At 74.6% G+C, this 20,741-nt stretch carries 16 protein-coding genes and 1 riboswitch; of the genes, 3 read left to right on the top strand and 13 right to left on the bottom strand.

Translation table 11 applies throughout. The annotated features are described in order from the left end of the window. Positions 1 to 108 precede the first annotated feature (108 nt). Genes AB0B94_RS21575 through AB0B94_RS21585 form a run of 3 tightly spaced genes read left to right on the top strand, consistent with a single transcriptional unit; the run spans position 109 to position 3,460 of the window. The gene (locus tag AB0B94_RS21575) at positions 109 to 633 is read left to right on the top strand and encodes a PadR family transcriptional regulator (RefSeq protein ID WP_091398392.1); all 525 of its coding nucleotides are present in this window, start codon (positions 109 to 111) and stop codon (positions 631 to 633) included. Beyond that, positions 630 to 1,310: an ABC transporter ATP-binding protein gene (locus tag AB0B94_RS21580; protein WP_357282740.1), complete on the top strand. Its 681-nt coding sequence runs from the start codon at positions 630 to 632 to the stop codon at positions 1,308 to 1,310. Before AB0B94_RS21575 ends, AB0B94_RS21580 begins: the two co-directional genes overlap by 4 nt. Continuing rightward, the gene (locus tag AB0B94_RS21585) at positions 1,307 to 3,460 is read left to right on the top strand and encodes an FtsX-like permease family protein (protein ID WP_357282743.1); all 2,154 of its coding nucleotides are present in this window, start codon (positions 1,307 to 1,309) and stop codon (positions 3,458 to 3,460) included. Before AB0B94_RS21580 ends, AB0B94_RS21585 begins: the two co-directional genes overlap by 4 nt. Here AB0B94_RS21585 and cobA read toward each other — a convergent pair whose 3' ends face one another. The 13 genes from cobA to AB0B94_RS21650 all read right to left on the bottom strand — a co-directional run bounded on the left by cobA (position 3,461) and on the right by AB0B94_RS21650 (position 20,696). Continuing rightward, positions 3,461 to 5,107 (bottom strand): uroporphyrinogen-III C-methyltransferase, encoded by a 1,647-nt coding sequence (gene cobA / locus AB0B94_RS21590; RefSeq protein ID WP_357282745.1) that lies wholly within the window; start codon positions 5,105 to 5,107, stop codon positions 3,461 to 3,463. Further along, the gene (locus AB0B94_RS21595) at positions 5,104 to 5,700 is read right to left on the bottom strand and encodes a precorrin-8X methylmutase (protein WP_357282747.1); all 597 of its coding nucleotides are present in this window, start codon (positions 5,698 to 5,700) and stop codon (positions 5,104 to 5,106) included. The genes cobA and AB0B94_RS21595 overlap by 4 nt, the downstream gene beginning before the upstream one ends. Beyond that, a complete protein-coding gene (locus tag AB0B94_RS21600; protein WP_238670670.1) occupies positions 5,697 to 5,894 on the bottom strand; it encodes a 4Fe-4S binding protein in 198 nt (65 codons plus the stop codon). Before AB0B94_RS21600 ends, AB0B94_RS21595 begins: the two co-directional genes overlap by 4 nt. Beyond that, positions 5,882 to 7,609, bottom strand: coding sequence for a precorrin-3B C(17)-methyltransferase (gene cobJ / locus AB0B94_RS21605; RefSeq protein WP_357282751.1), 1,728 nt, complete (start codon positions 7,607 to 7,609; stop codon positions 5,882 to 5,884). The genes AB0B94_RS21600 and cobJ overlap by 13 nt, the downstream gene beginning before the upstream one ends. Next, a complete protein-coding gene (cbiE, locus tag AB0B94_RS21610) occupies positions 7,606 to 8,898 on the bottom strand; it encodes a precorrin-6y C5,15-methyltransferase (decarboxylating) subunit CbiE (RefSeq protein WP_357282753.1) in 1,293 nt (430 codons plus the stop codon). Before cbiE ends, cobJ begins: the two co-directional genes overlap by 4 nt. Next, positions 8,895 to 10,046, bottom strand: coding sequence for a cobalt-precorrin-5B (C(1))-methyltransferase (locus AB0B94_RS21615; RefSeq protein WP_357282756.1), 1,152 nt, complete (start codon positions 10,044 to 10,046; stop codon positions 8,895 to 8,897). Before AB0B94_RS21615 ends, cbiE begins: the two co-directional genes overlap by 4 nt. Beyond that, positions 10,043 to 10,888 (bottom strand): precorrin-4 C(11)-methyltransferase, encoded by an 846-nt coding sequence (gene cobM, locus AB0B94_RS21620; protein ID WP_357282758.1) that lies wholly within the window; start codon positions 10,886 to 10,888, stop codon positions 10,043 to 10,045. The genes AB0B94_RS21615 and cobM overlap by 4 nt, the downstream gene beginning before the upstream one ends. Next, positions 10,885 to 11,664 (bottom strand): precorrin-2 C(20)-methyltransferase, encoded by a 780-nt coding sequence (gene cobI / locus AB0B94_RS21625; protein ID WP_357282760.1) that lies wholly within the window; start codon positions 11,662 to 11,664, stop codon positions 10,885 to 10,887. The genes cobM and cobI overlap by 4 nt, the downstream gene beginning before the upstream one ends. After that, complete coding sequence (locus AB0B94_RS21630; RefSeq protein ID WP_357282763.1) at positions 11,661 to 13,022, bottom strand: cobyrinate a,c-diamide synthase; 1,362 nt, start codon at positions 13,020 to 13,022, stop codon at positions 11,661 to 11,663. Before AB0B94_RS21630 ends, cobI begins: the two co-directional genes overlap by 4 nt. Next, entirely contained in the window at positions 13,019 to 13,630 is a 612-nt protein-coding gene (cobO, locus tag AB0B94_RS21635; protein ID WP_238670664.1) for a cob(I)yrinic acid a,c-diamide adenosyltransferase, read from the bottom strand. Before cobO ends, AB0B94_RS21630 begins: the two co-directional genes overlap by 4 nt. Before the next feature lie 87 nt (positions 13,631 to 13,717). Next, entirely contained in the window at positions 13,718 to 15,907 is a 2,190-nt protein-coding gene (locus AB0B94_RS21640) for a magnesium chelatase subunit D family protein (RefSeq protein ID WP_357282766.1), read from the bottom strand. Further along, positions 15,904 to 19,572: a cobaltochelatase subunit CobN gene (gene cobN, locus AB0B94_RS21645; RefSeq protein WP_357282769.1), complete on the bottom strand. Its 3,669-nt coding sequence runs from the start codon at positions 19,570 to 19,572 to the stop codon at positions 15,904 to 15,906. Before cobN ends, AB0B94_RS21640 begins: the two co-directional genes overlap by 4 nt. 279 nt (positions 19,573 to 19,851) lie before the next feature. After that, positions 19,852 to 19,981, bottom strand: a riboswitch (cobalamin riboswitch). 379 nt (positions 19,982 to 20,360) lie between these two features. Further along, positions 20,361 to 20,696: a hypothetical protein gene (locus tag AB0B94_RS21650; protein WP_112588084.1), complete on the bottom strand. Its 336-nt coding sequence runs from the start codon at positions 20,694 to 20,696 to the stop codon at positions 20,361 to 20,363. Between the last annotated feature and the right edge of the window lie 45 nt (positions 20,697 to 20,741).

Raw genomic sequence — 20,741 nt, forward strand, 5'->3', positions numbered from 1 at the left:
CCCAGCCGCGCCGCACCCGGTTCCCTCCCCGCAACGCCCGCACCAGGGCCGATCCCCAACACACCGAGGGTATATACGCAAGGTATACCCTCGGTGTAGTCTGCTGGCATGAGCGTGCCACTGACCCTTCTCGGACTCCTCGAACGCGAACCCAGCCACGGTTACGACCTGAAGCGCGACTACGACGCCTTCTTCGGCCGGGGCAAGCCCCTGCCCTTCGGCCAGGTCTACTCCACCCTCAGCCGACTGGCCCGCGACGGCAAGGTGGTGATCAGCGACGTCGCTCCCGGCTCCGGCCCCGACCGCAAGCGCTACATCATCACCGACGTCGGCGCGACCGAGGTCGAGCAGTGGCTGACCCAACCGGTCGACCCGGAACCGCACCTGCAGACGGTGCTCTTCGCCAAGGTCGTGCTCGCGCTGATGCTGGACCGCCCGGCCGCCGAGTACCTCGACACCCAGCGCAGCGCGCACCTGCACCGGATGCGTGAGCTGACCGAGATCAAGCGCGCCGGCAGCCTTGTCGACGCGCTGCTCGCCGACCACGGCCTCTACCACCTGGAGGCGGACCTCCGATGGATCGAGATGACCGGCGCCCGCCTGGACGCCCTGCGGAAAGAGGTGCGGCCGTGAGCGTCGTGATCGAAGCGCGCGACGTGGAGTTCTCCTTCGGTCAGACGCCCGCCCTGCGCGGCGCGAGCGTCGCCGTGGAGGCCGGCGAGGTCCTCGCCGTCATGGGCCCCAGCGGCTCGGGCAAGTCCACCCTGTTGCACTGCCTGGCCGGCATCCTGGTGCCCCACGCCGGCGAGATCCTCTTCGACGGGGCCCGGGTGCACGCCATGGCCGAGACCGAACGCAGCAGCCTGCGCCGGGACCGGTTCGGTTTCGTGTTCCAGTTCGGTCAACTCGTCCCCGAGCTGACCGCTGTGGAGAACGTCGCGCTGCCGCTGCTGCTCAGCGGCGTACACCGCAAACAGGCACTGCCCAGGGCGCGAGCCTGGTTCGCGCGCCTCGGGCTGGACGGCCTGGAGCAGCGGCGCTCGGGTGAGCTCTCCGGCGGGCAGGCGCAACGCGTCGCCCTGGCCCGCGGCCTGGTCGCCGAGCCGCAGGTGCTCTTCGCCGACGAGCCGACCGGCGCGCTGGACTCGCTCACCGGCGAGCAGGTGATGGACCTGCTGGTCGGTGCCGCCCGCGAGCAGGGCACCACTGTCATCCTGGTCACCCACGAGCCGAGGATCGCGGCGTACGCCGACCGCGAGGTAATGGTCCGCGACGGGCGCGTGAACGCGCCGGACCGGATCGCCTCGTGATCCGCTTCGGGCTCCGCCTCGCCGTGGCCGGCGGCCGTGAGGCGCTCACCCGCCTGATCGTCATCGCCGCCGCCGTCGCTGTCGGCAGCGGGCTGCTGCTGACCACTCTCGCCGGGGTCAACGCTGTCAACACCCAGCTCACCCGGTACGCGTCGATGTATCCGCAGGCCTCGGCCGGCGACGTCGACCCGCTGTGGTGGTCGAATCGACAGGACTTCTTCCACGGTGAGCAGATCATTCGGATCGACGTCGCCGCGACCGGCTCGACCGCTCCCACCCCGGTCGGCATCCCCAGCACACCGGGCCCCGGCGAGTACTACGCCTCGCCAGCGTTTCGTGACCTGCTGGCCGCCCACCCGGCCGACCAACTGGGCGACCGCTACCCGGGGCGTGACCTCGGCACCGTTGGCCCGGCCGCGCTGACCTCGCCGGACACCCTGCTGGTCATCGCGGGTGGCACCCCCGACCAGGTCGCCACACTGCCCAACGCGCAGCAGGTCACCAGCGTCGGCGACGCCCCCGCCCTGCCCGAGGCCACTGTGAACCTGATCCTGGGCGTGATCGCCGGTGGGCTGCTGTTCCCGGTGCTGATCTTCATCGGCACCGCCACCCGGCTCAGCGCCGCCCGCCGGGAGCAACGCTTCGCCGCGATGCGCCTGGTCGGCGCGACCCCCCGGCAGATCTCGATGGTCGCCGCGGTGGAGGCAGCCGCCGCCGCCATTGCCGGCACCGCCGTCGGCTTCGGCCTGTTCTACGCCTTCCGCGACCCGCTCGCGGGCATCCCGTTCACCGGCATGCCGTTCTTCCCCAGTGACATGTCCCTGGGCGTGCTGGACGTCCTGCTGGTGGCGCTCGGCGTCCCGGCCGGCGCGGCGCTGGCCGCCCAGGTCTCGCTGCGCCGGGTCCGGATCTCGCCGCTGGGCGTCACCCGGCGGGTCACCCCCCGGGCGCCGCGCGCGTACCGGCTGATTCCGATGGTGCTCGGCGTCGCCGTGCTGTTCTTCGCCATCGGCTTCCGGCCCGAGACGTCCGACGGCCAGGCGGCGGTGTTCCTGACCGGCCTGCTGCTCATCATGGCCGGCCTGATCTTCGCCGGCCCGTGGTTGACGATGGTCGGCGCCCGGGTGATGGCCCGGTACGCCAACCGCCCGGCCACGCTCATCGCCGCGCGACGCCTCGCCGACAATCCGAAGGCCGGCTTCCGGGCGATCAGCGGCATCATGCTCGCGCTCTTCGTCACGAGCGTGTCCGTCGGCGTGATCACCACGATCGTCGCCAACCGCGGCCCGGCGCCCACCGGTTCGACCGACGCGGGCACTGTGACCACCGTCTTCGACGAGAAGGTGCCGACGGTGCCCGACCCGCTCTTCGCCGAGCTGCGGGCGATCCCCGGAGTGCGGTCCGCGACCGCCATCCGCGAGAACCCGACCTTGACGGACGGCGGTGAGGTCGGGGTGATGGCGTGCACCGACCTGCCGAGCGCGTACGGGCGGTGTGCCGACGGCGCGAGCGTCATCGAGGTGCCGTTCGGCCTCAGCCGCTGGCGGGAGTCGGCGTCGCCCGCGACGGTCTGGCCCGCCGCGTCGCTCACCCTCGACGAACTCCAACGGCTACCCGTCGGGGCGATGGTCGTCGGCACCGACGGCTCCGCCGCCGCCGTCGAGCGCACCCGTACCGTGCTGGAGGTCGCCTTCCCCACCTTCTGGGTGGGGCCGAACGTGCCGGGTGACTTCGAGTCGGACTTCGCGAACACGCTGCGCGGCTGGGAGCAACTGGCCAACGTCATCATCATCGCCAGCCTCGCGCTCGGTGGGTGCAGCCTCGCGGTCAGCGTCATCGGTGGTCTCACCGAACGCCGACGCCCGTTCAGCCTGCTGCGCCTCAGCGGGGCGCCGGTGCGGGTCCTGCGTCGGGTGGTGGCGTTGGAGAGCGCCGTGCCGATGCTCGCCGTCGCCGCCGTCGCCATCGGCATGGGCCTCCTCGCCGCCCACCTGTTCCTACGGGCGCAGATGGACTACACCCTCGTCGCGCCGCAGCCGGGCTTCTACGTGATCGTCGTGATCGGCTTGGCAGCCTGCCTCGGCGTCATCGCCTCCACCCTGCCGCTGCTGGAGCGCATCACCGGGCCGGAGACCGCCCGCAGCGAGTAGTCATCCCGTGGGCCCGGTGGTGGGAAGGGCCACCACCGGGCCGAGGACGAAGACGGCGGGCGGGCCGACGCCCTCCCGGGCGGCGACCGCGCCGATCTCGTCCAGCCGCGCGGGCAGGGACCGCTGGTCGGGCAGCCCGGCGTCCTGCACGGCCAGCACCGGGGTCTGCGGGGCGCGGCCGTGCTCGATCAGCACAGCCGCGATCTTGGCGATGGTGTCGACGGCCATCAGCAGCACGAGGGTGCCCCGGGCCCGCGCCAGCGCCGCCCAGTCGACAAGCGAGTCGGGGTGCCCGGGCGGCAGGTGCCCGGACACGACTGTGACATCGTGCGCCACCCCCCGGTGCGTCACCGGCACGCCGGCGAGGGCCGGTGCGGCGAGCGCGCTGCTCACCCCGGGGACCACGGTCACCGGCACACCGGCCGCCGTGCAGGCCTGCACCTCCTCGTGACCGCGCCCGAAGACGTACGGGTCACCACCCTTGAGCCGGACCACCCGGCGACCGGCGCGGGCGTGCGACACCAGCGCCTCGTTGATCGCCTCCTGGGCCATCGACGGGCCACGGGGCACCTTCGCGGCGTCGATCACCAGCACGTCGGGGCGCAGCCCGGCGAGCAGCCCCTGCGGGGCGAGTCGGTCGACCACAACGACGTCCGCGGCGTCGAGCAGCGCCTTTCCGCGTACCGTGATCAGGTCGTCGGGCCCCGGCCCGCCGCCCACCACGGCCACCGATCCGTGGTCGTGCCCGTGGTCGTGGTTGTGGTCGTGGTGGTCGTGCCCGTGGTGGTGGTGATGGCCGACCGGGTCGTCGGGGTGGTCGTGCGGGCGTTGCGGGCGACCCACCTTGTCGGCGAAGCCGGGCATCAACACCCGGTACGCGCAGGTGTCGCAGTTCATCCGGATGTCACCGCCCAGCGCCTCGGCGTGGCGTTCGAGCACCAGATCCGCGAGCGCGTCACAGTCGCCGATCACCTCGGCGACCCGGACGTCCAGGTCGGGGTGGGCGGCGGCGAACTCCGCCGACTGGGCCACGATCCGGTCCGGCAGCACCCCGGCGAACAGGAAGTACGGCGCCACCACGATCCGCCGCGCGCCGAGGCGGCGCAGCCGCTCCAGCACGGCCGGCACCGACGGAGACGCCAGGGAGATGAACCCCGGTTCCACGCCCGCGTAGCCGCGTCCCTCCCAGAGCAGCCGGGCGACCTTGGCGACCTCGGCGTTGGCGTCCGGGTCGGTGGACCCCCGCCCGATCAACGCCACCCACGTGTCGGCCCGGTCGGCACCAGCCAGCGCGGCGTCGATGCGCTGTTCGAGGGCTTCGTGCAGCAGCGGGTGAGGGCCGAGCGGACGGCCGTAGCGGTAGCTCAGCCCGGGATGGCGCTGCTGCTCCCGGGCCATCGCGGCGGGGATGTCGCCCTTGCCGTGACCGGCGCCGGTGAGCACCAGCGGCAGCGCCACCAGCGCCCGGTGCCCCCGGGCGACGAGAGCGCCGACCGCGTCGGTCAGCGGTGGGCGGGACAGCTCGATGAAGCCGCCCTCGACGTCGCCGATGTCACCGCGACCGCGGACCCGCTCGACGAGAGCGGCGAACTGTTCGACCCCGGCCGCGCTGCGCGTACCGTGCCCGACGATGACCAACCCGGTCATGACTTCTCCTCGACGTAGAGCAGGGCGTTGAGGGCGGCGGCGGCGACCGCCGAGCCGCCCTTCTCCCCCACGTTGGACACGGCGGGCAGGCCGCTGGCCCGCAGCGCCGCCTTCGACTCGGCGGCGCCGACGAAGCCGACCGGCAGGCCGACCACGAGCGCCGGTGCGGCGTCCAGGGCGAGCAGTTCGACAAGCGCGGTGGGCGCGCAGCCGACCACCCAGACCGCTGCGGGCCCGACCCGCTCCAGGGCGATCCGGACGGCCGCCGCCGAGCGGGTGATCCCGGCCGAGCGGCCCAGCGCGGCGGCGGCCGGCTCGGCGACCGGGCAGACCAGTTCCAGGCCGGCCCGGGTGATGCCGGCGGCGACCATCGCCACGTCGGTGACCACTGGCGCCCCGGCGCGCAGCGCCGTCAGCCCCGACTCCAGGGCGGCCTCGTCGCACACCAGCTCGTCGACGTACGCGAGGTCGGCGCTGGCGTGCACCACCCGCTCGGTCACCGCGCGGGTCAGCGGCGGCAGGTGCGACAGGTCGACGCGCTCGCGCAGGATGCGGTACGACTCGACCTCGATGGGGTGCACCACCCGGCTCATCGGGCTCCTTCACAGGGGTCGGGCTCGACGACGCGGATGGCATCGACCGGGCAGATCTCCAGGCACTCAAGGCAGCCGGTGCACCGGTCGGATCGGACCGTCAGGCCACCGGCGACCGGTCGGATCGCGTGCGTGGGGCAGGTGAGCAGGCAGGCGCCGCAGCCCTGGCAGGCGTCGATCGTCACGAACGCCACCGGTACCCCCGGGGTGTGACCATCCGGCCGGCGACCAGCCGCGTGTCGCTGTTGCCGACGACCACGACGCTGTACATGTCGACGATGGCCGGGTCGAGTGTGGCCACCGTGGCGAGGTGCACCCGTTCGCCGGGGCGGCTGGCGTTGCGCACCACGCCCACCGGGGTGTCCGGTGACCGGTGCGCGGCGAGGATGCCGAGCGCCTTGCCGAGTTGCCAGTCGCGGGCCCGGCTGCGCGGGTTGTAGAAGAGCGTCACGAAGTCGCCCTCGGCGGCGGCGGTCACCCGCCGCTCGATGACGTCCCACGGGGTGTGCAGATCGGACAGGCTCACGTAGGCGTGGTCGTGCCCGAGCGGCGCGCCGAGCAGCGCCCCGGCGGCGAGGGCGGCGGTGACGCCGGGCACGCCGACCACGTCGATCCGCTCGTCGGCGTACTCCAGGGCGGGGCTGGCCATCGCGTACACCCCGGCGTCGCCGGAGCCGATCAGCGCGACCGCCCGGCCGGCGGCGGCCTCGGCGACGGCGGCGCGGGCCCGCGCCTCCTCCGCGCCCAGCCCGCTGGAGAGCACCCGGGTGCCGGGGCGGAGCACGTCGCGGACCTGCTCCAGGTACTGGTCGAGGCCGACCACCACGGCGGCGCGACGTAGCTCCGCCACCGCGCGGGGGGTGCGCAGGTCGGCGGCGCCCGGCCCGAGGCCGACGACGGCCAGCCGGCCGCGTGGGGCGTGCCGGGCCACCGCGACGGTGGCCATCGCCGTCGCGGTCTTGCCCACCAGCAGCGTCGCGTCGTCGGCCCGGCCGTCCGGGCCGAGCAGGGCCGCGGCCTCCGCCACGCTCGGTGTGCCGACAGCGGCCCGGACCACCTCGCTGGGGTGCGGCACGTCGACCGCCGCCAGCCGCGCCGCCGGCCAGGTCACCAGGGGTACGCCGAGCGCGTCGACGGTGCTGCGGATGCCCGCCTCGTCGGCTTTGATGTCGGCGGTGGCCAGGCAGCGCAGGCTCGCCGGGTCGAGGCCGGCCTCGGCCAGCACCCGGTGCAGCAGCTCCGCCACCTCGGCGGCGGGCACGCCCCGACTCGCGCCCACGCCGACGACCAGCGACGGCGGCCGCAGCACCGCGGTTCGCTCGTCGGGTGACACGACCCGGTCGGTGACCAGCAGCCGGTACCCGTCGTCGGTCGGGTTTTCGTCGCCGGCGCGCACGTTCGGGGGTAGGGCGGGCAGTGGCCAGTCGGCGTCGGCGATCAGCCGGACCGGCTCGCCGTCCAGGATGGCCCGGGACACGGCGGCTACCGCGCCCTGGACGGGCCAGCCGAGGGTGTCCAGCCCCGGCAGGTCGACAGCGTCGGTGGCGGTGGTGATCACCGGTCGGGCGTCCAGCAGGGCGGCGACCTGCTCGGCGAGGGCGTTGCCCCCGCCGGCGTGTCCGCCGAGCAGTGCCACAGCGTGCCGGGCCGCCTCGTCGACGACCACCACCGCCGGGTCGGTGCGCTTGTCGTCGAGCAGCGGCGCGACGATCCGCACCACCGCCCCGGTGGCCAGGAACGCGATGACCGCGTCGCATTCGGCCCAGGCGGTCCGCAGCGCGTCGGCGACGCTCTGCCCCTGCACCAGCCGGGCGTGGGGCCAGGCGGCGGTCACTGTGTCAGCGTGCCGGCGGCCGGCGGCGGTGGCCGCCACCAGGCCGATCCGGGCGGGTGGGTTCTGGTCGGTCACTGGCGCTCCCCGGTGAGGACGACCACCGGGTTGGTGGCCGCGAGGCGGATCGACCCGCCGGGCAGGTCGGCGAGGCGGGCGGCGGAGAGCTGGCTGCCCTCGACCGTGTAGCCGGCGGCGCGCAGCAGACCCACTGCCGGTGCGACCCGGTCCAGTGCGGCGAGGGTGAGCACCACCCGCTCGGGTTGGCGGGCCACCACGGCGGTGAGGACGTCGACACCGCCACCGCCGACGAAGACCGCGTCGGGTTCGGGGAGGTCGGTCAGCGCCGCCGGGGCACGTCCGGTGACCAGCCGGACGTGCACTGCGTGCGCCGCGGCGTTGGCCTGGACTGTCGCGCCGGCCACGGGGTCCTGCTCGACGGCGAGCACGGCCGCGCCGAGCAGCGCGCACTCGATGCCGACCGAGCCGCTGCCCGCCCCGATGTCCCAGATCAGCCGGCCGAGTCGGGGGCGCAGCCGGGCGACGACGAGGGCGCGCACCTCCGACTTCGTGATCATGGAGTCGCGGTGGGCGTACCGGTCCTCCGGCAGCGCCCAGCCACCGGCCGGCGCGGCGGCGGGTTGGTTGTCGGCGCGCATCCCGCCGGCCGTGCCCCGATCGGTTGGGGCGCCGGCGGGCGGGGTGTCGGCGGGGGTGGGCCCGCCGGGTGCGCTGTCGGCGAGGCTGAGCAGGACGTGCGGGTCGGCCCAGGTCTCGACGGCGGCCTGCTCGGGGCTCACCGCGCGGATCCGTTCGGCGGCGGCGCCCAGGTGCTCGGCGACCAGCAGGCGGCGGGACCAGCCGACCAGGGCGGCGCCCAGTTCGGCCGCACCGGCGCCGGGCGCGGTGAGCACCGCGACCAGTGGCAGCGCCCGGCAGGCGTTCACTGCGGCTCGGGGGTCGCGCCCGTGGGCGCTGACCACTGCGGCACCGTCCCAGGGCAGCCCGGCGCGGGCGAACGCGGCGGCCACACTGGACACCGCCGGTACCACCCGCAGCGGCAGCCCGGCCGCGCGCAGCCGCCGGACGATGCCGAACAGGCCGGGGTCGCCGCTGGCCAGCACCACTGCCGGCACCCCGGCGTCGACGGCCTCGGCGAGGCGGCGCAGGGCGGGAGCGAGCGGCCCGAGGGTGACGGTGTCCGTGCCGGCCGGTACGGGCACCGCGGCCAGGTGCCGGGCGGCCCCGACCAGCAGCCCGGCGGTGGCCAGCACCGGGGCGAGCGCGGGGTGCGCAGGTGCGCCCGTCGCGTCCAGTCCGACCACTGTCACGGCGGTCATCGGGGCCTCCGACGTCATCAGCGTCATCGGGGCCACCGGCCGGACGAGGCGACGACGTGCGCTCCGGCGAAGTCGACCATCGCCACGTCCACTGTCACAGTCGGCCCGGCGAAGCGCCGCAGCACCTGGCGGACCCGCTGGCAGAGCAGGTCGCCGGCAGGGGCGAGCAGCCCGGCGGCCTCCCACAGCTCGTACGCGTGCCGCCCGGTGTTCGCCTCGGTCACGGCGGCGACGAGCGACGGGTCGCCGCCGGCCTCGGCGGTCACCGCGCCGAGCAGGGACAGGTCCACCTTCGAGCGGGTGTAGTGGGTCATCAGGATGCCGGCGGCGAGTTTGGCGAGCTTGCCGGCCATGCCGACGAAGACCACCCCGGTCATGGCGTCACCCACGGCGGCGGTCACCGCGGCCCCGGTGAAGTCGCCGACCTCGACGAAGCAGACCTCGGGCAGGTCGGGCAGGAGCGCGCGGGCGGCCCGCTCGGTACGCCCGCCGGTGCAGAGCACCACCGTCGGTTCGCCCTGGGCGGCCATCACGTGCACGGCCTGGACGACGCTGGCGCGCCACGACGCGGTGGAGAACGGGCGGACGATCCCGGTGGTGCCGAGGATCGAGATGCCGCCGAGGATGCCGAGCCGCCGGTTGGTGGTCTTGCGGGCCATGATCTCGCCCCGGGGCACGCTGATCACCACCCGGACTCCGACCTCGCTGAGGTCGACCACCTCGGCCACCGCCTCGCCGATCATCCGGCGGGGGGTGTCGTTGATCGCCGGACCGCCGACCGCCAGCCCGAGGCCGGGCTTGGTGACGGTGCCGACGCCGGCGCCACCGGCCAGCCGCAGGCCGGGCACGTCGGTCCAGTTCACTGTGGCGGTCAGCTCGGCGCCGTGGGTGACGTCGGGGTCGTCTCCGGCGTCCTTGACCACCACCGCCTCGGCCCGGACCGGTGGGGTGCCGGTCACCTCGCAGCGCTCCACCGGGAAGCGCACCCGGCGTCCGGCGGGCAGCCCGATCTCCACCTCCTGCTGGCTGGTGCCGGTGACCAGCGCGGTGAGGGCGGCCTTGGCCGCCGCCGTCGCGCACGCGCCGGTGGTCCAGCCAGTGCGCAGCGCTGTGGGCCGGACCTTCGCGGTACGCGGCAGGTCCGGCTCGCGCAGCGGCGGCTCGGCGTACGTCATGGTGTCTGCCCCGGTGTGGCTGTCCCCCCGGTGCGGGCGCCGGCCTGGCGGCGCAGCTCGGCGCGGGCGGCCGGCTCGGCCCGCCGGAAGGTGTGGAAGTGCCCCGGGTGGTAGAGGTGCGAGCGGGTGCCCTCGGCGGCGAGGGCCGGCCCGACCAGGAAGAGGGTGTGCTTCCACAGCTTGTGCTGCTTGACGGTCGCCTCCAGGGTGCCGACCGTGCAGCGCACCACGAGTTCGTCGGGCCAGGTCGCCTGGTAGGCCACCACGGCCGGGGTGTCCTCCGGGTAGCCGCCGGCCAGCAGCTCGGCCTGCACCTGCCCGGAGCGGGCGGCGGAGAGGAACAGCGCCATTGTGGTGCCGTGCCGGGCGAAGTCGCGGACCCGCTCGCCGGGCGGCATCGGGGTCTTGCCGCCTTCGAGGCGGGTGAGGATGACCGACTGGGCCACCTCGGGCACTGTCAGCTCCCGTCCGACGATCGCCGCGACGGCGGTGAACGAGGACACCCCGGGCACGATCTCGACGGTCAGGCCGAGCGCCCGGCAGACGTCCAGCTGCTCCTGTACCGCGCCCCACAGCGCCGGGTCGCCGGAGTGGATCCGGGCCACTGTCAGCCCCTGTTCGGCGGCGCGCTGGTAGAGCGGCAGCACCCCCTCGATGGGCAGCTGCGACGAGTCGACGATCTCCGCGCCGGGGCGGGCGTGGTCGAGCACGTCGGCGTGCACCAGGCTGGCCGCCCAGATCACGATGTCCGCCTCGGCGATGACCCGGGCGGCCCGTAGGGTCAGCAGGTCCGCCGCCCCCGGGCCGGCTCCGACGAACCACACAGTGCCGTCGCTGGTCACAGCTTTCCTCCTCGGTGCTCGCGGCGGGCCGGAACCAGCAGCGTCGACAGGTACGGCAGGTCGTGCTCGGTGTCGTCGACCGGTCCGACGTGTTCACCGGGTAGCCCCAGGCTGCGGCCGAGCACGGCGTCGGCGAGGCGGCCCTGCCGGCGCAGCTCGGCGAGCAGTTCCGGGTGCCGCCGCCAGCCCTTGTAGGCGACGACGGTGCCCGGCCCGGCGAGGGCGTCGGCGAAGAGCCCCAGGCCCGCGGTGGCCGGTAGCAGGGTGAGTGGTTCGCGTCCCTCACAGAGCGGGGTGCCGCTGCGGGCCGCCAGCTCCTGCATGGCGGTGACGCCGGGCACTGTCGCCACCCGCACCGCCGGGCGCAGCGCGCGGACGCTCTGGGCCAGGTAACCGAAGGTGGAGTAGACGTTGGGGTCGCCGATGGTGGCGAACGCGAGAGACAGTGCGCCCGCGTCGATCGCCTCGACCACCACCCGGGCGGCGTCGTCCCAGGCCGCCGTCCGGCGCGCGGTGACCCCGCCCCGGTCGTCAAGCGCGAACGGCAGCCGGCGCAGCCGGTCCGCCGCGACGTGGGAGCGCACTGTCGCCTCGGCCCGCCCGGCGTCCGCGCCGGGCGGCGTGGGACCGGCGGTCGCGAGGGGCGCGACCCGGTCGGCCATCACGGGTACGAGGACCAGGTCGGCCTCGCGCAGCACCCGCACCGCCTTCACGGTGAGCAGTTCCGGGTCGCCGGGGCCGACGCCGACCCCGGTGAGCGTGACGTCGGCGCTCATCGGCACGCCTCGACCAGCCGGCGGGCCGCGTCCGGGTGGCCCGCCCAGTGGGTGTGCAGGTAGGACGCGTGCACCCGCCCGGCGACGAAGCCGTGCCGGGTGTCGTTCCAGCGCCACGCCGGCGCGTCGCCGTGCGCCGGGTCGGTGGTGGTGCGGTGGAACTCGTGACCGCGTACCGGCTCGCCGGCGCGCGCCACCGGGGAGTCGGTGACGGCGAGGGCGTCGCGGTAGCCGAGGGTGAGCCGGTCGGTCATCCGGGCGGTCAGGTCCAGTCGACCGCACATCGGTACGCCGTCCAGGGAGCGCCCGAGGTAGAGCAGCCCGGCGCACTCGGCCACCATCGGGCCGTCGAAGTCGGCCAGCTCGGCGCGGAGCGCGGTGTTGTCGGCCAGCGTCCGGGCGTACGCCTCGGGGAAGCCGCCGCCGATCACCACCGCCCGGGTGCCGGTGGGCAGCGCCGGGTCACGCAGCGGGTCGACGGTGACGACCTCCGCGCCGGCCGCGGTGAGCAGTTCGGCGGTCTCCGCGTACGAGAAGGTGAAGGCCGGGCCACCGGCGAGGGCGATCCGTGGCCGCTCGACGCCGGCTGGACCGCCGACGGCGGCGACCGGGTCCCACGCCGGGGTGGTCAGCGGCGGGGCGGTCCGGGCCAGGTCGAGCACGGCGTCGAGGTCCACCGTGGCCTCCACGAGTTCGGCGAGCGCGGTGACGATCGCCACTGATTCGGGCGCCCGCTCGGCGACCGGCACCAGTCCGAGGTGCCGGGCCGGCGCGGCCACCTCGGCGGCGCGGGTCACCGCCCCGAGCACCGGTACGTCCACCTCGGCGAGGGCGTCGCGCAGCAGCGACTCGTGCCGGGGTGAGCCGACCCGGTTGAGGATCACCCCGCCGATCCGTACCGCCGGATCGAACGCGGCCATGCCGAGGGTGAGCGCGGCGGCCGAGCGGCCCTGCGCCGTGGTGTCCAGCACCAGCAGCACGGGCGCCTCGATCAGCCGGGCGACGTGTGCGGTGGAGGCGTAGTCGCGGCGGCCCACGGCACCGTCGTGCAGGCCCATGACACCCTCGACCACCGCGATGTCGGCGGGCGTGGGGACGCTCGCGCCGTGTCGCAGCAGGGGGGCGATCCGGTCGGCCCCGACCAGGAACGGGTCGAGGTTGCGCCCGGGTCGTCCGGCGGCGAGGGCGTGGTAGCCGGGGTCGATGTAGTCGGGCCCGACCTTGTGCGGGCTGACCGTCAGGCCCCGGCGGCGCAGCGCGGCGAGCAGCCCGGTGGCCACAGTGGTCTTGCCGTGGCCGCTGGCCGGGGCGGCGACCACCAGCCGGGGCAGCGACAACGGTTCGGTGGGGGCGGTCACCACTCGATGCCCTTCTGGCCCTTCTGGCCGGCGTCCATCGGGTGCTTGACCTTGGTCAGCTCGGCGACCAGGTCGGCGGCGGCGACCAGGCGAGGGTCGGCGTCCCGACCGGTGATCACGACGTGTTGGAAGCCGGGGCGGTCGGCCAGGGTGGCGACCACCTCGTCGACGTCCACCCAGCCCCACTTCATCGGGTAGGTGAACTCGTCGAGCACGTACAGCCCGTAGCGCTCGGCGGCCAGGTCACGCTGGATCTGCCGCCACCCTTCCAGGGCGTCGGCGGCGTGGTCGGCGTCGCTGCCGCGCTGGATCCAGGACCAGCCCTCGCCCATCTTGTGCCAGGCCACCGGCGCGCCCTGGCCGGTGCGCTCGTGCACCTCGCCGAGCGCCCGGAAGGCGTTCTCCTCCCCCACCCGCCACTTGGCGCTCTTGACGAACTGGAACACCCCGACCGGCAGCCCGGCGGTCCAGGCCCGCAACGCCAGGCCGAAGGCCGCCGTCGACTTCCCCTTCATCTGTCCGGTGTGGACGATCAGCAGTGGCCGGTGCCGCCGCTGCCGGGTCGTCAACCCGTCAACAGGCACCGAACTCGGCTGTCCCTGCGGCATCAGCCCGTCCCCCGTCCCGCGGGCACTCCCGCGCCCGCCTCTTCCGCGATCTTGCGATTTCTGTTGGTCATATGCGCACTTGATCCCTTATGCCGCGACAGGAAGTGCAAGATCGCGAGGGTGAGTGAGGGTGGCCAGGGTGTGCAGGGGCGCGTTCAGCTGGGTTGCCAGACGGGGCGCCAGGTTCAGGCGGATCGGGCCGGATTCGCAGTCGACGACCACGCACGGGGCACCTGTCGCCGCCAGGACCTTCGCGGCTGCCGCCGCCCGGTCCAACGGACGGGTGCCAGCGGTGGCCCGGCCGTCGGTGACGATGAGGACCAGCGGGCGGCGCTTCGGGTCGCGCAGACGCTCCACCCGCAACAGGTCCGCGGCGGCGAGCAACCCCTCGGCCAGCGGCGTACGCCCGCCGGTGGGCAGCTCGGCCAGCCGGGTCGAGGCGGCCAGCACCGACGAGGTCGCCGGCAGCAGGGTCCGGGCGCCGCCACCTCGAAACGCGATCACCGCGACCTTGTCGCGCCGCTGGTACGCGTCGGTGAGCAGGGCGAGCACCGCGTCCTTCACCGTGGTCATCCGCTGCCGGGCGCCCATCGAGCCGCTCGCGTCCACCACGAAGAGCACAAGGTTGCCCTCGCGCCCCTCACGAACCGCCTCGCGCAGGTCGTCACGGCGCAGTCGCAGCGGACCGGTGAGCCGGCCCCGGGCCGCCTGGTGCGGCGCGGCGGCGCGGATCGTGGCCGGCAGGTGCAGCGCGCCGACCCGACCCGCCGGCACCCGGGCGCCGGTGGTGCGGCCCCGCCCGGTGCGGGCCCGTGACCGCCGGCCCGGCACCCCGTCACCCAGGCCGGGCGCGGTGAGCACCCGCGCCTTCAGCCCACCCCGGGGTACGGCCACCGGCTCGGGCTGCGCGCCGCGGGTCGGGTCGCCGTCACCGGCCGCCGACTGCCGGCCGGCCGGCGTGCGCGCGTGCCGACCGTCGCCGCTCCGGTCGTCGGCCGGGCTCTGCGGCCAGCCGTCGGCACCGTCCGGTCCGTCGCCGCGCGCGTCCGGGCCAGCGCCGTCACGCGCCGAGGAGTGCCCGGCCGCCTCGGACTCACCGAGGTCGCCGACGTCGCCGTGCTGCGGCCCGCCGCTCGGGCCGTCACCGTCTGGTCCACCCCCGTTCGGGCCGCCGCCACCGCCCGGGCCACCACCCTGTGGGCCACCGCCGCCAGCCGGGCCGCTGTCGTCGGGGCCCGCGTCGTCCGGGTCGTCGGGGTGCGCGTCCTGGGCGCGCTGCAACGCCTCGTCGAGGCGCTTCTCGTCCAGCCCCGGGGTGTCGAACGGGTCGCGGCGACGACGGTGCGGCAGCGCCAGCCGGGCGGCCACCCGGACGTCGTCGATGGTGACCCGGTCCCGGCCGTGCCAGGCGGCGTGCGCCACAGCGGTACGGGCGGTGACGATGTCGGCCCGCATCCCGTCCACGTCGAACGCCGCACACACCTCGGCGATCTGCCGCAACGCGGCGTCCGGCAGTCGTACCCCGGGAAGTCGGCGACGGGCGGCGGCCACCTGGCCGGCGATCTCCGCGTCGGCGTCGGCCCAGCGGGCCGCGAAGCCCACCGGGTCCGCGTCGGCGGCCAGCCGCCGACGGACCACCTCGACCCGGACCTCCGGATCCCGGCTGGCACCCACCTCCACCGTGAGCCCGAACCGGTCGAGCAGCTGCGGGCGCAGCTCCCCCTCCTCCGGATTCATCGTGCCGACCAGCAGGAACCGGGCCGCGTGGCTGACCGACACGCCCTCCCGCTCGACGTGGCTGCGGCCCATCGCCGCCGCGTCGAGCAGCAGGTCGACGAGGTGGTCGTGCAACAGGTTGACCTCGTCGACGTAGAGCACCCCCCGGTGCGCGGCGGCGAGCAGGCCCGGCTCGAAGGCGCGTACCCCCTCGCCGATCGCCTTCTCCAGGTCCAGCGCCCCGACCACCCGGTCCTCGGCGGCGCCCACCGGCAGTTCGACGAGACGCGCCGGCCGGGTCTCGGCGGCGGTGTCGGTCGGGTGGGGGCCGTCCGGGCAGGCCGGGTCCGGCTCGGCCGGGTCACAGCCGAAACGGCAGCCGGCCACCCGCAGCACCGGCGGCAGCAGAGCGGCGAGGGCCCGCACGGCGGTGGACTTGGCGGTCCCCTTCTCACCCCGCACCAGCACCCCGCCGATCGCCGGGGAGACCGCGTTGAGCAGCAACGCCAGTCGCATGTCGGCCATGCCGAGCACCGCACTGAACGGGTAGATCGTCGTCATGCCCGGTCCTCCAGGTCGCCCTCGCTGGCCAGGTACGTGTCGCGCAGCCGGTCGAGGGTGGCCGGCTCCGGCTTGGCCCACAGCCCCCGGTCGGCGGCCTCCAACAGCCGCTCGGTGATGCCGCGCAACGCCCACGGGTTGGACTTCTCCAGGAACTCCCGGGTGGTCTCGTCGAAGAGGTACGCGGCGGCCAGATGCTCGTACATCCAGTCGTCGACCACACCGGCTGTGGCGTCGTAGCCGAACAGGTAGTCCACTGTGGCCGCCAGCTCGAACGCGCCCTTGTAGCCGTGCCGGCGCATCGCGGCGATCCACTTCGGGTTGACCACCCGGGCCCGGAACACCCGCCGGGTCTCCTCGCCCAGCGTGCGGGTGCGCACGTCGTGCGGCATCGCCGAGTCACCCACGTACGCCTGCGGTGACGTGCCGGTGAGGTGGCGGACCATCGCCACCATGCCGCCGTGGTACTGGAAGTAGTCGTCGGAGTCGACGATGTCGTGCTCGCGGGTGTCCTGGTTCTTCACCGCCACCGCGATCCGGGCGAACGAGCGTTCCATGTCGGCGCGCGCCTCCCGCCCGTCCAGCCCGCGGCCGTACGCGTAGCCGCCCCACACCGCGTACACCTCGGCCAGGTCGGCGTCGCTGCGCCAGGTCCGGGCGTCGATCAGGGGCAGCAGCCCAGCGCCGTACGCGCCAGGCTTGGAGCCGAAGATCCGGGCGGTGGCCCTGCGCTCGTCGCCGTGTTCGGCGAGGTCTGCGGCGACGTGCGCCCGCAGGTAGTTCTCCTCGTCCGGCTCGTCGAGGGCGGCGACCCGCCGGACGGCGTCGTCGAGCAGCGCCACCACGTGTGGGAACGCGTCGCGGAAGAACCCGGAGATGCGCACAGTGACGTCGACGCGCGGGCGGCCCAGCTCGGCGGTCGGCACCACCTCGATGCCGGTCACCCGCCGGGACCTGTCGTCCCAGACCGGCCGGCAGCCCAGCAACGCGAGGACCTCGGCGATGTCGTCGCCCTGGGTCCGCATCGCACTGGTGCCCCAGACTGTCAACCCCACCGAGCGGGGGTACGCCCCGGTGTCGGCCAGGTGTCGAGCCAGCAGCGAGTCGGCGAGGGCAACCCCGACGTCCCAGGCGTTGCGGCTGGGGATGGCCTTCGGGTCGACGGAGTAGAAGTTGCGGCCGGTGGGCAGCACGTTCACCAGGCCCCGGGTGGGTGAACCGGACGGGCCGGGCGGCACGAACCTACCGTCCAGCGCCCCGAGGGTGTTGGTCAGCTCGTCGGTGGTCCGAGCCAGTCGGGGCACCAGCTCGGTGGCGGCGAAGTGCAGCACCGCGGCGACGTCCGGGATCGACTGACCGGTCACCTCGGTCACCACGGCGTCAACAGTGTCCACTGCCCAGTCCAGGGTTTCCATGCCGATGACCAGCCGCCGGGCCAGGACCTCGATGAGGTCGATCGCGTCGGCGGCGGTGCCGGCAGGCCCGTCCACCACGTCGGTCAGTGCGGCGGGCAGCGCCAGTCGCTGTCCCGGCGACGCGAGCAGCTCCTGCTCGTCGAGGGAGTACGCGACGGCGAGGGCCTGTCGCAGGCCGGGCAGGGCCCGGGCGCCACCCCAGACCTGCGGGGCGCGCAGCACCGCCAGGACCAGGTTGACCCGCGGCTCGCCCGTGGGCGCGTCGGCGAGGATGTGCAGGCCGTCGCGGATCTGCACGTCCTTGACCTCGCACAGGTACCCGTCGAGGTGCAGCACGAAGTCGTCGAAGTCGTCAGCGTCGGGCATCGCGTCGGCGTGCAGGTCGTGGTGCAGCTCGGCGGCGCGCACCAGGTCCCAGATCTGGGCCCGCACGGTGGGCACCTTCGCCGGGTCGAGGGCCTGCACTGTCGCGTACTCGTCGAGCAGTTGCTCCAGTTTGGCGAGGTCGCCGTAGGTTTCGGCGCGGGCCATCGGCGGGACCAGGTGGTCGACGACCACGGCGTGCGCCCGCCGCTTGGCCTGGGTGCCCTCGCCGGGGTCGTTGACGATGAACGGGTACACCAGCGGCAGGTCGCCGAGGACCGCGTCGGGCGCGCAGTCGGCGGCCAGGCCGAGGCCCTTGCCGGGCAGCCACTCCAGGGTGCCGTGCTTACCCAGGTGCACCACGGCGTCCGCGCCGAAGCCGCCGTCAGCGACCGGCGCTGTCAACCAGCGGTACGCGGCCAGGTAGTGGTGACTCGGCGGCAGGTCCGGGTCGTGGTAGATGGCGATCGGGTTCTCCCCGAAGCCGCGGGGCGGCTGGATCAGCAGCACCACGTTGCCGAAGCGCAGCCCGGCGAGCACGATGTCGCCGCCCTCGGTGTACAGCTCGCCCGGCGGCTCACCCCAGTGCTCCCGCATCCGCTCCCGCAGCTCGACCGGGACCTGGTCGAACCAGCGCCGGTACGTCGCCCCCGGTATCCGGGCCTCGGCGGCGGCCAACTGCTCCGGGGTGAGCCACTCCACGTCGTGACCACCGGCGGCGATCAGGGCGTGGATCAGCGCGTCGCCGTCGTCGGGCGGCGGCGCGTCACCCAGGTCGTAGCCGGCCTCGGCCAGCGCGGCGAACAGCCGGACCGCCGAGGCCGGGGTGTCCAGCCCGACGGCGTTGCCGACCCGGGAGTGCTTGGTGGGGTACGAGCTGAGCACCACGGCTACCCGCTTGTCGGCGTGCGGCACGTACCGCAGCCGGGCGTGGCGCACCGCGATCCCGGCGACCCGGGCGGCCCGCTCGGGGTCGGCGGCGTATACCGAGAGCCCGTCGGCGTCGATCTGCTTGAACGAGAACGGCACTGTGACGATCCGACCGTCGAACTCGGGAATGGCCACCTGCATGGCGGCGTCCAGCGGGGACAGCCCGGCGTCGCTGTCGGCCCACTGCGCGCGGGTGCTGGTGAGGCAGAGCGCCTGGATGACCGGCACGTCCAGGGCGGCCAGCGCGCCGACGTCCCAGGCGTCCTCGTCGCCGCCACCGGAGGCGTCCGCGGCGACCGCACCGCCGGCCGCGAGCACGGTGACCAGCAGCGCGTCGCAGCGGGCGAAGAGCCCGAGTGGGCCGGCGCCCGCGGTCAGCCCGCGCAGCGAGCCGCAGAAGATCGGCAGCGGGTTGCCGCCGGCCCGCTGGACCGCGTCGGCGAGCACGTCGACGAAACCGGTGTTGCCGGCGAGGGCGTGCGCCCGGTAGAAGACGATCCCCACCGTGGGCCGGTCCGGGTCGGCGGAGTGGTCGCCGTGCACGCCGTACGCCGGGGTGGGCGTTGGTGCGGCGAACCCCTCACCGGTGAGCAGCACCGTGTCGGAGAGGAACCGGGCCAACTGTCCGAGGTTGTCCGGACCGCCCTCCACCAGGTACGCCAGCGACTGGGTGACGACCCCGGAGGGCACTGTGGAGATGGCCATCAGCTCCGCGTCGGGCAGCGCCTCACCGCCGAGCACGACCGTCGGCACGCCGGTGGCGAGCACCGCGGCGAGGCCGTCCGGCCACGCCTGCCGACCGCCGAGCAGCCGTACGACGACGAGGGCGACCCCGTCGAGCAGGGCGGGCACCTCGTCGGCGGCGACTCTGGCGGGGTTGGCCAGCCGGTAGTCGGCACCGCTGGCGCGGGCGGCCAGCAGGTCGGTGTCGGCGGTGGACAGCAGCAGGATGCGCACGGCGGGCTCCGGAAAGTGACGCCCTGGGCCCTCACGGGGGCGACCGGGCGATGCGGGTGGGTTCGGCGTCAGCCGGTACGACGGCCCGGGCGAACGGCGCACCGACGGGTGCGTCGGGGCCGGTCAGCGCCGGGCGATCAGCTCAGCGATGCCGGTGGCCGATGTCCCCGGAGCGCGCTGCCTGAAGCGCAATACGACGATAGTCGTCGATGAATAAGACGCTGTGCGTCATCGGGTCCTCCTCGGGTGTCCACGCCCTGGGGTACGTCCCGACGGCCGAAGTATCCTGGCTTCCGGATCGACGCTCTCCCCCGGCCTTCCAACCGCAGACACACGGCCGTGACTCACAAGGGGGGATCGCTCCCCGGTGACAGTGGCGGGACCGCGTCGGAATCGCACCGACTTCCTTCACTGCCGTCAGGCCGCGAATGCTGCCACACCCCTGCGCCGCCGGTCAACGCGGACCCCACCCCCACCCGACCACGCTCACCACATTGACCTGCGGATATATCGGCGCGCGGGGGATGCATCTCGCCGCAGTGGCGGGCTGGGCGAACTGGTTGATCGGCCCTGCGGACTGGCCCGTGGCAGGGGGCGGAGTGTTCACGCGCCCCCTTTGGAGCTGATGTCGTAGACGATTCAGCCGCCTCGGCTCCCGGCCCGCGCCTCGGCTTCAGGTCCGGACGTACGGCGATATCGCCAACGATTCAGCTCCAAAGGCGCCGAACGACACATGCCCGGGACCGAACACGCCACGCGCCGACGACCGACGTCGCTCGACGCACCGATCAGCGGGCGTGGCGTTCCGGGTGGGCCCGGCTCCAGGTCCGCATCCGTTCCGGGTAGCCGGTGCGCGCCGCCTCGTACAGTGGCACCGCGTGCTTGCGGGCGATGGCCCCGGCCGCGCGGGGCGTTCCGGTACGACGGCGGATCCACTCGCCGTCGTGGGCGATCGCCACCACCGTGGTGTCCGTCGCGGTCGTCTCCGGTTCCAGGTAGAACTCCACCCCGCGCCGGGTGGCGACGAACGCCTCCAGCGCCGCGAGGTCGTCGCGGGTCGCCTCCCGGTCCAGCTTCGTCGGGGTCGCCTCGGCACCCCGTGACCGGCGGTTGAACCAGCTCATGCCCCGCCCCTCTCCTCGACGTCCCTCCAGTGCAGCACCGGTTCC

The sequence above is a fragment of the Micromonospora sp. NPDC048986 genome (assembly GCF_040649335.1).
In the GTDB taxonomy this organism is placed as follows: Bacteria; Actinomycetota; Actinomycetes; order Mycobacteriales; family Micromonosporaceae; genus Micromonospora; species Micromonospora alfalfae.

Excerpts from the sequence above, each read along its gene's own strand:
- AB0B94_RS21575 (WP_091398392.1), top strand. The coding sequence starts at position 109 with ATGAGCGTGCCACTGACCCTTCTCGGACTCCTCGAACGCGAACCCAGC.
- cobA (WP_357282745.1), bottom strand. The coding sequence starts at position 5,107 with ATGACCGGGTTGGTCATCGTCGGGCACGGTACGCGCAGCGCGGCCGGG.
- AB0B94_RS21595 (WP_357282747.1), bottom strand. The coding sequence starts at position 5,700 with ATGAGCCGGGTGGTGCACCCCATCGAGGTCGAGTCGTACCGCATCCTG.
- cbiE (WP_357282753.1), bottom strand. The coding sequence starts at position 8,898 with ATGACGCTGATGACGTCGGAGGCCCCGATGACCGCCGTGACAGTGGTC.
- AB0B94_RS21615 (WP_357282756.1), bottom strand. The coding sequence starts at position 10,046 with ATGACGTACGCCGAGCCGCCGCTGCGCGAGCCGGACCTGCCGCGTACC.
- cobI (WP_357282760.1), bottom strand. The coding sequence starts at position 11,664 with ATGAGCGCCGACGTCACGCTCACCGGGGTCGGCGTCGGCCCCGGCGAC.
- cobO (WP_238670664.1), bottom strand. The coding sequence starts at position 13,630 with ATGCCGCAGGGACAGCCGAGTTCGGTGCCTGTTGACGGGTTGACGACC.
- AB0B94_RS21640 (WP_357282766.1), bottom strand. The coding sequence starts at position 15,907 with ATGACGACGATCTACCCGTTCAGTGCGGTGCTCGGCATGGCCGACATG.
- AB0B94_RS21650 (WP_112588084.1), bottom strand. The coding sequence starts at position 20,696 with ATGAGCTGGTTCAACCGCCGGTCACGGGGTGCCGAGGCGACCCCGACG.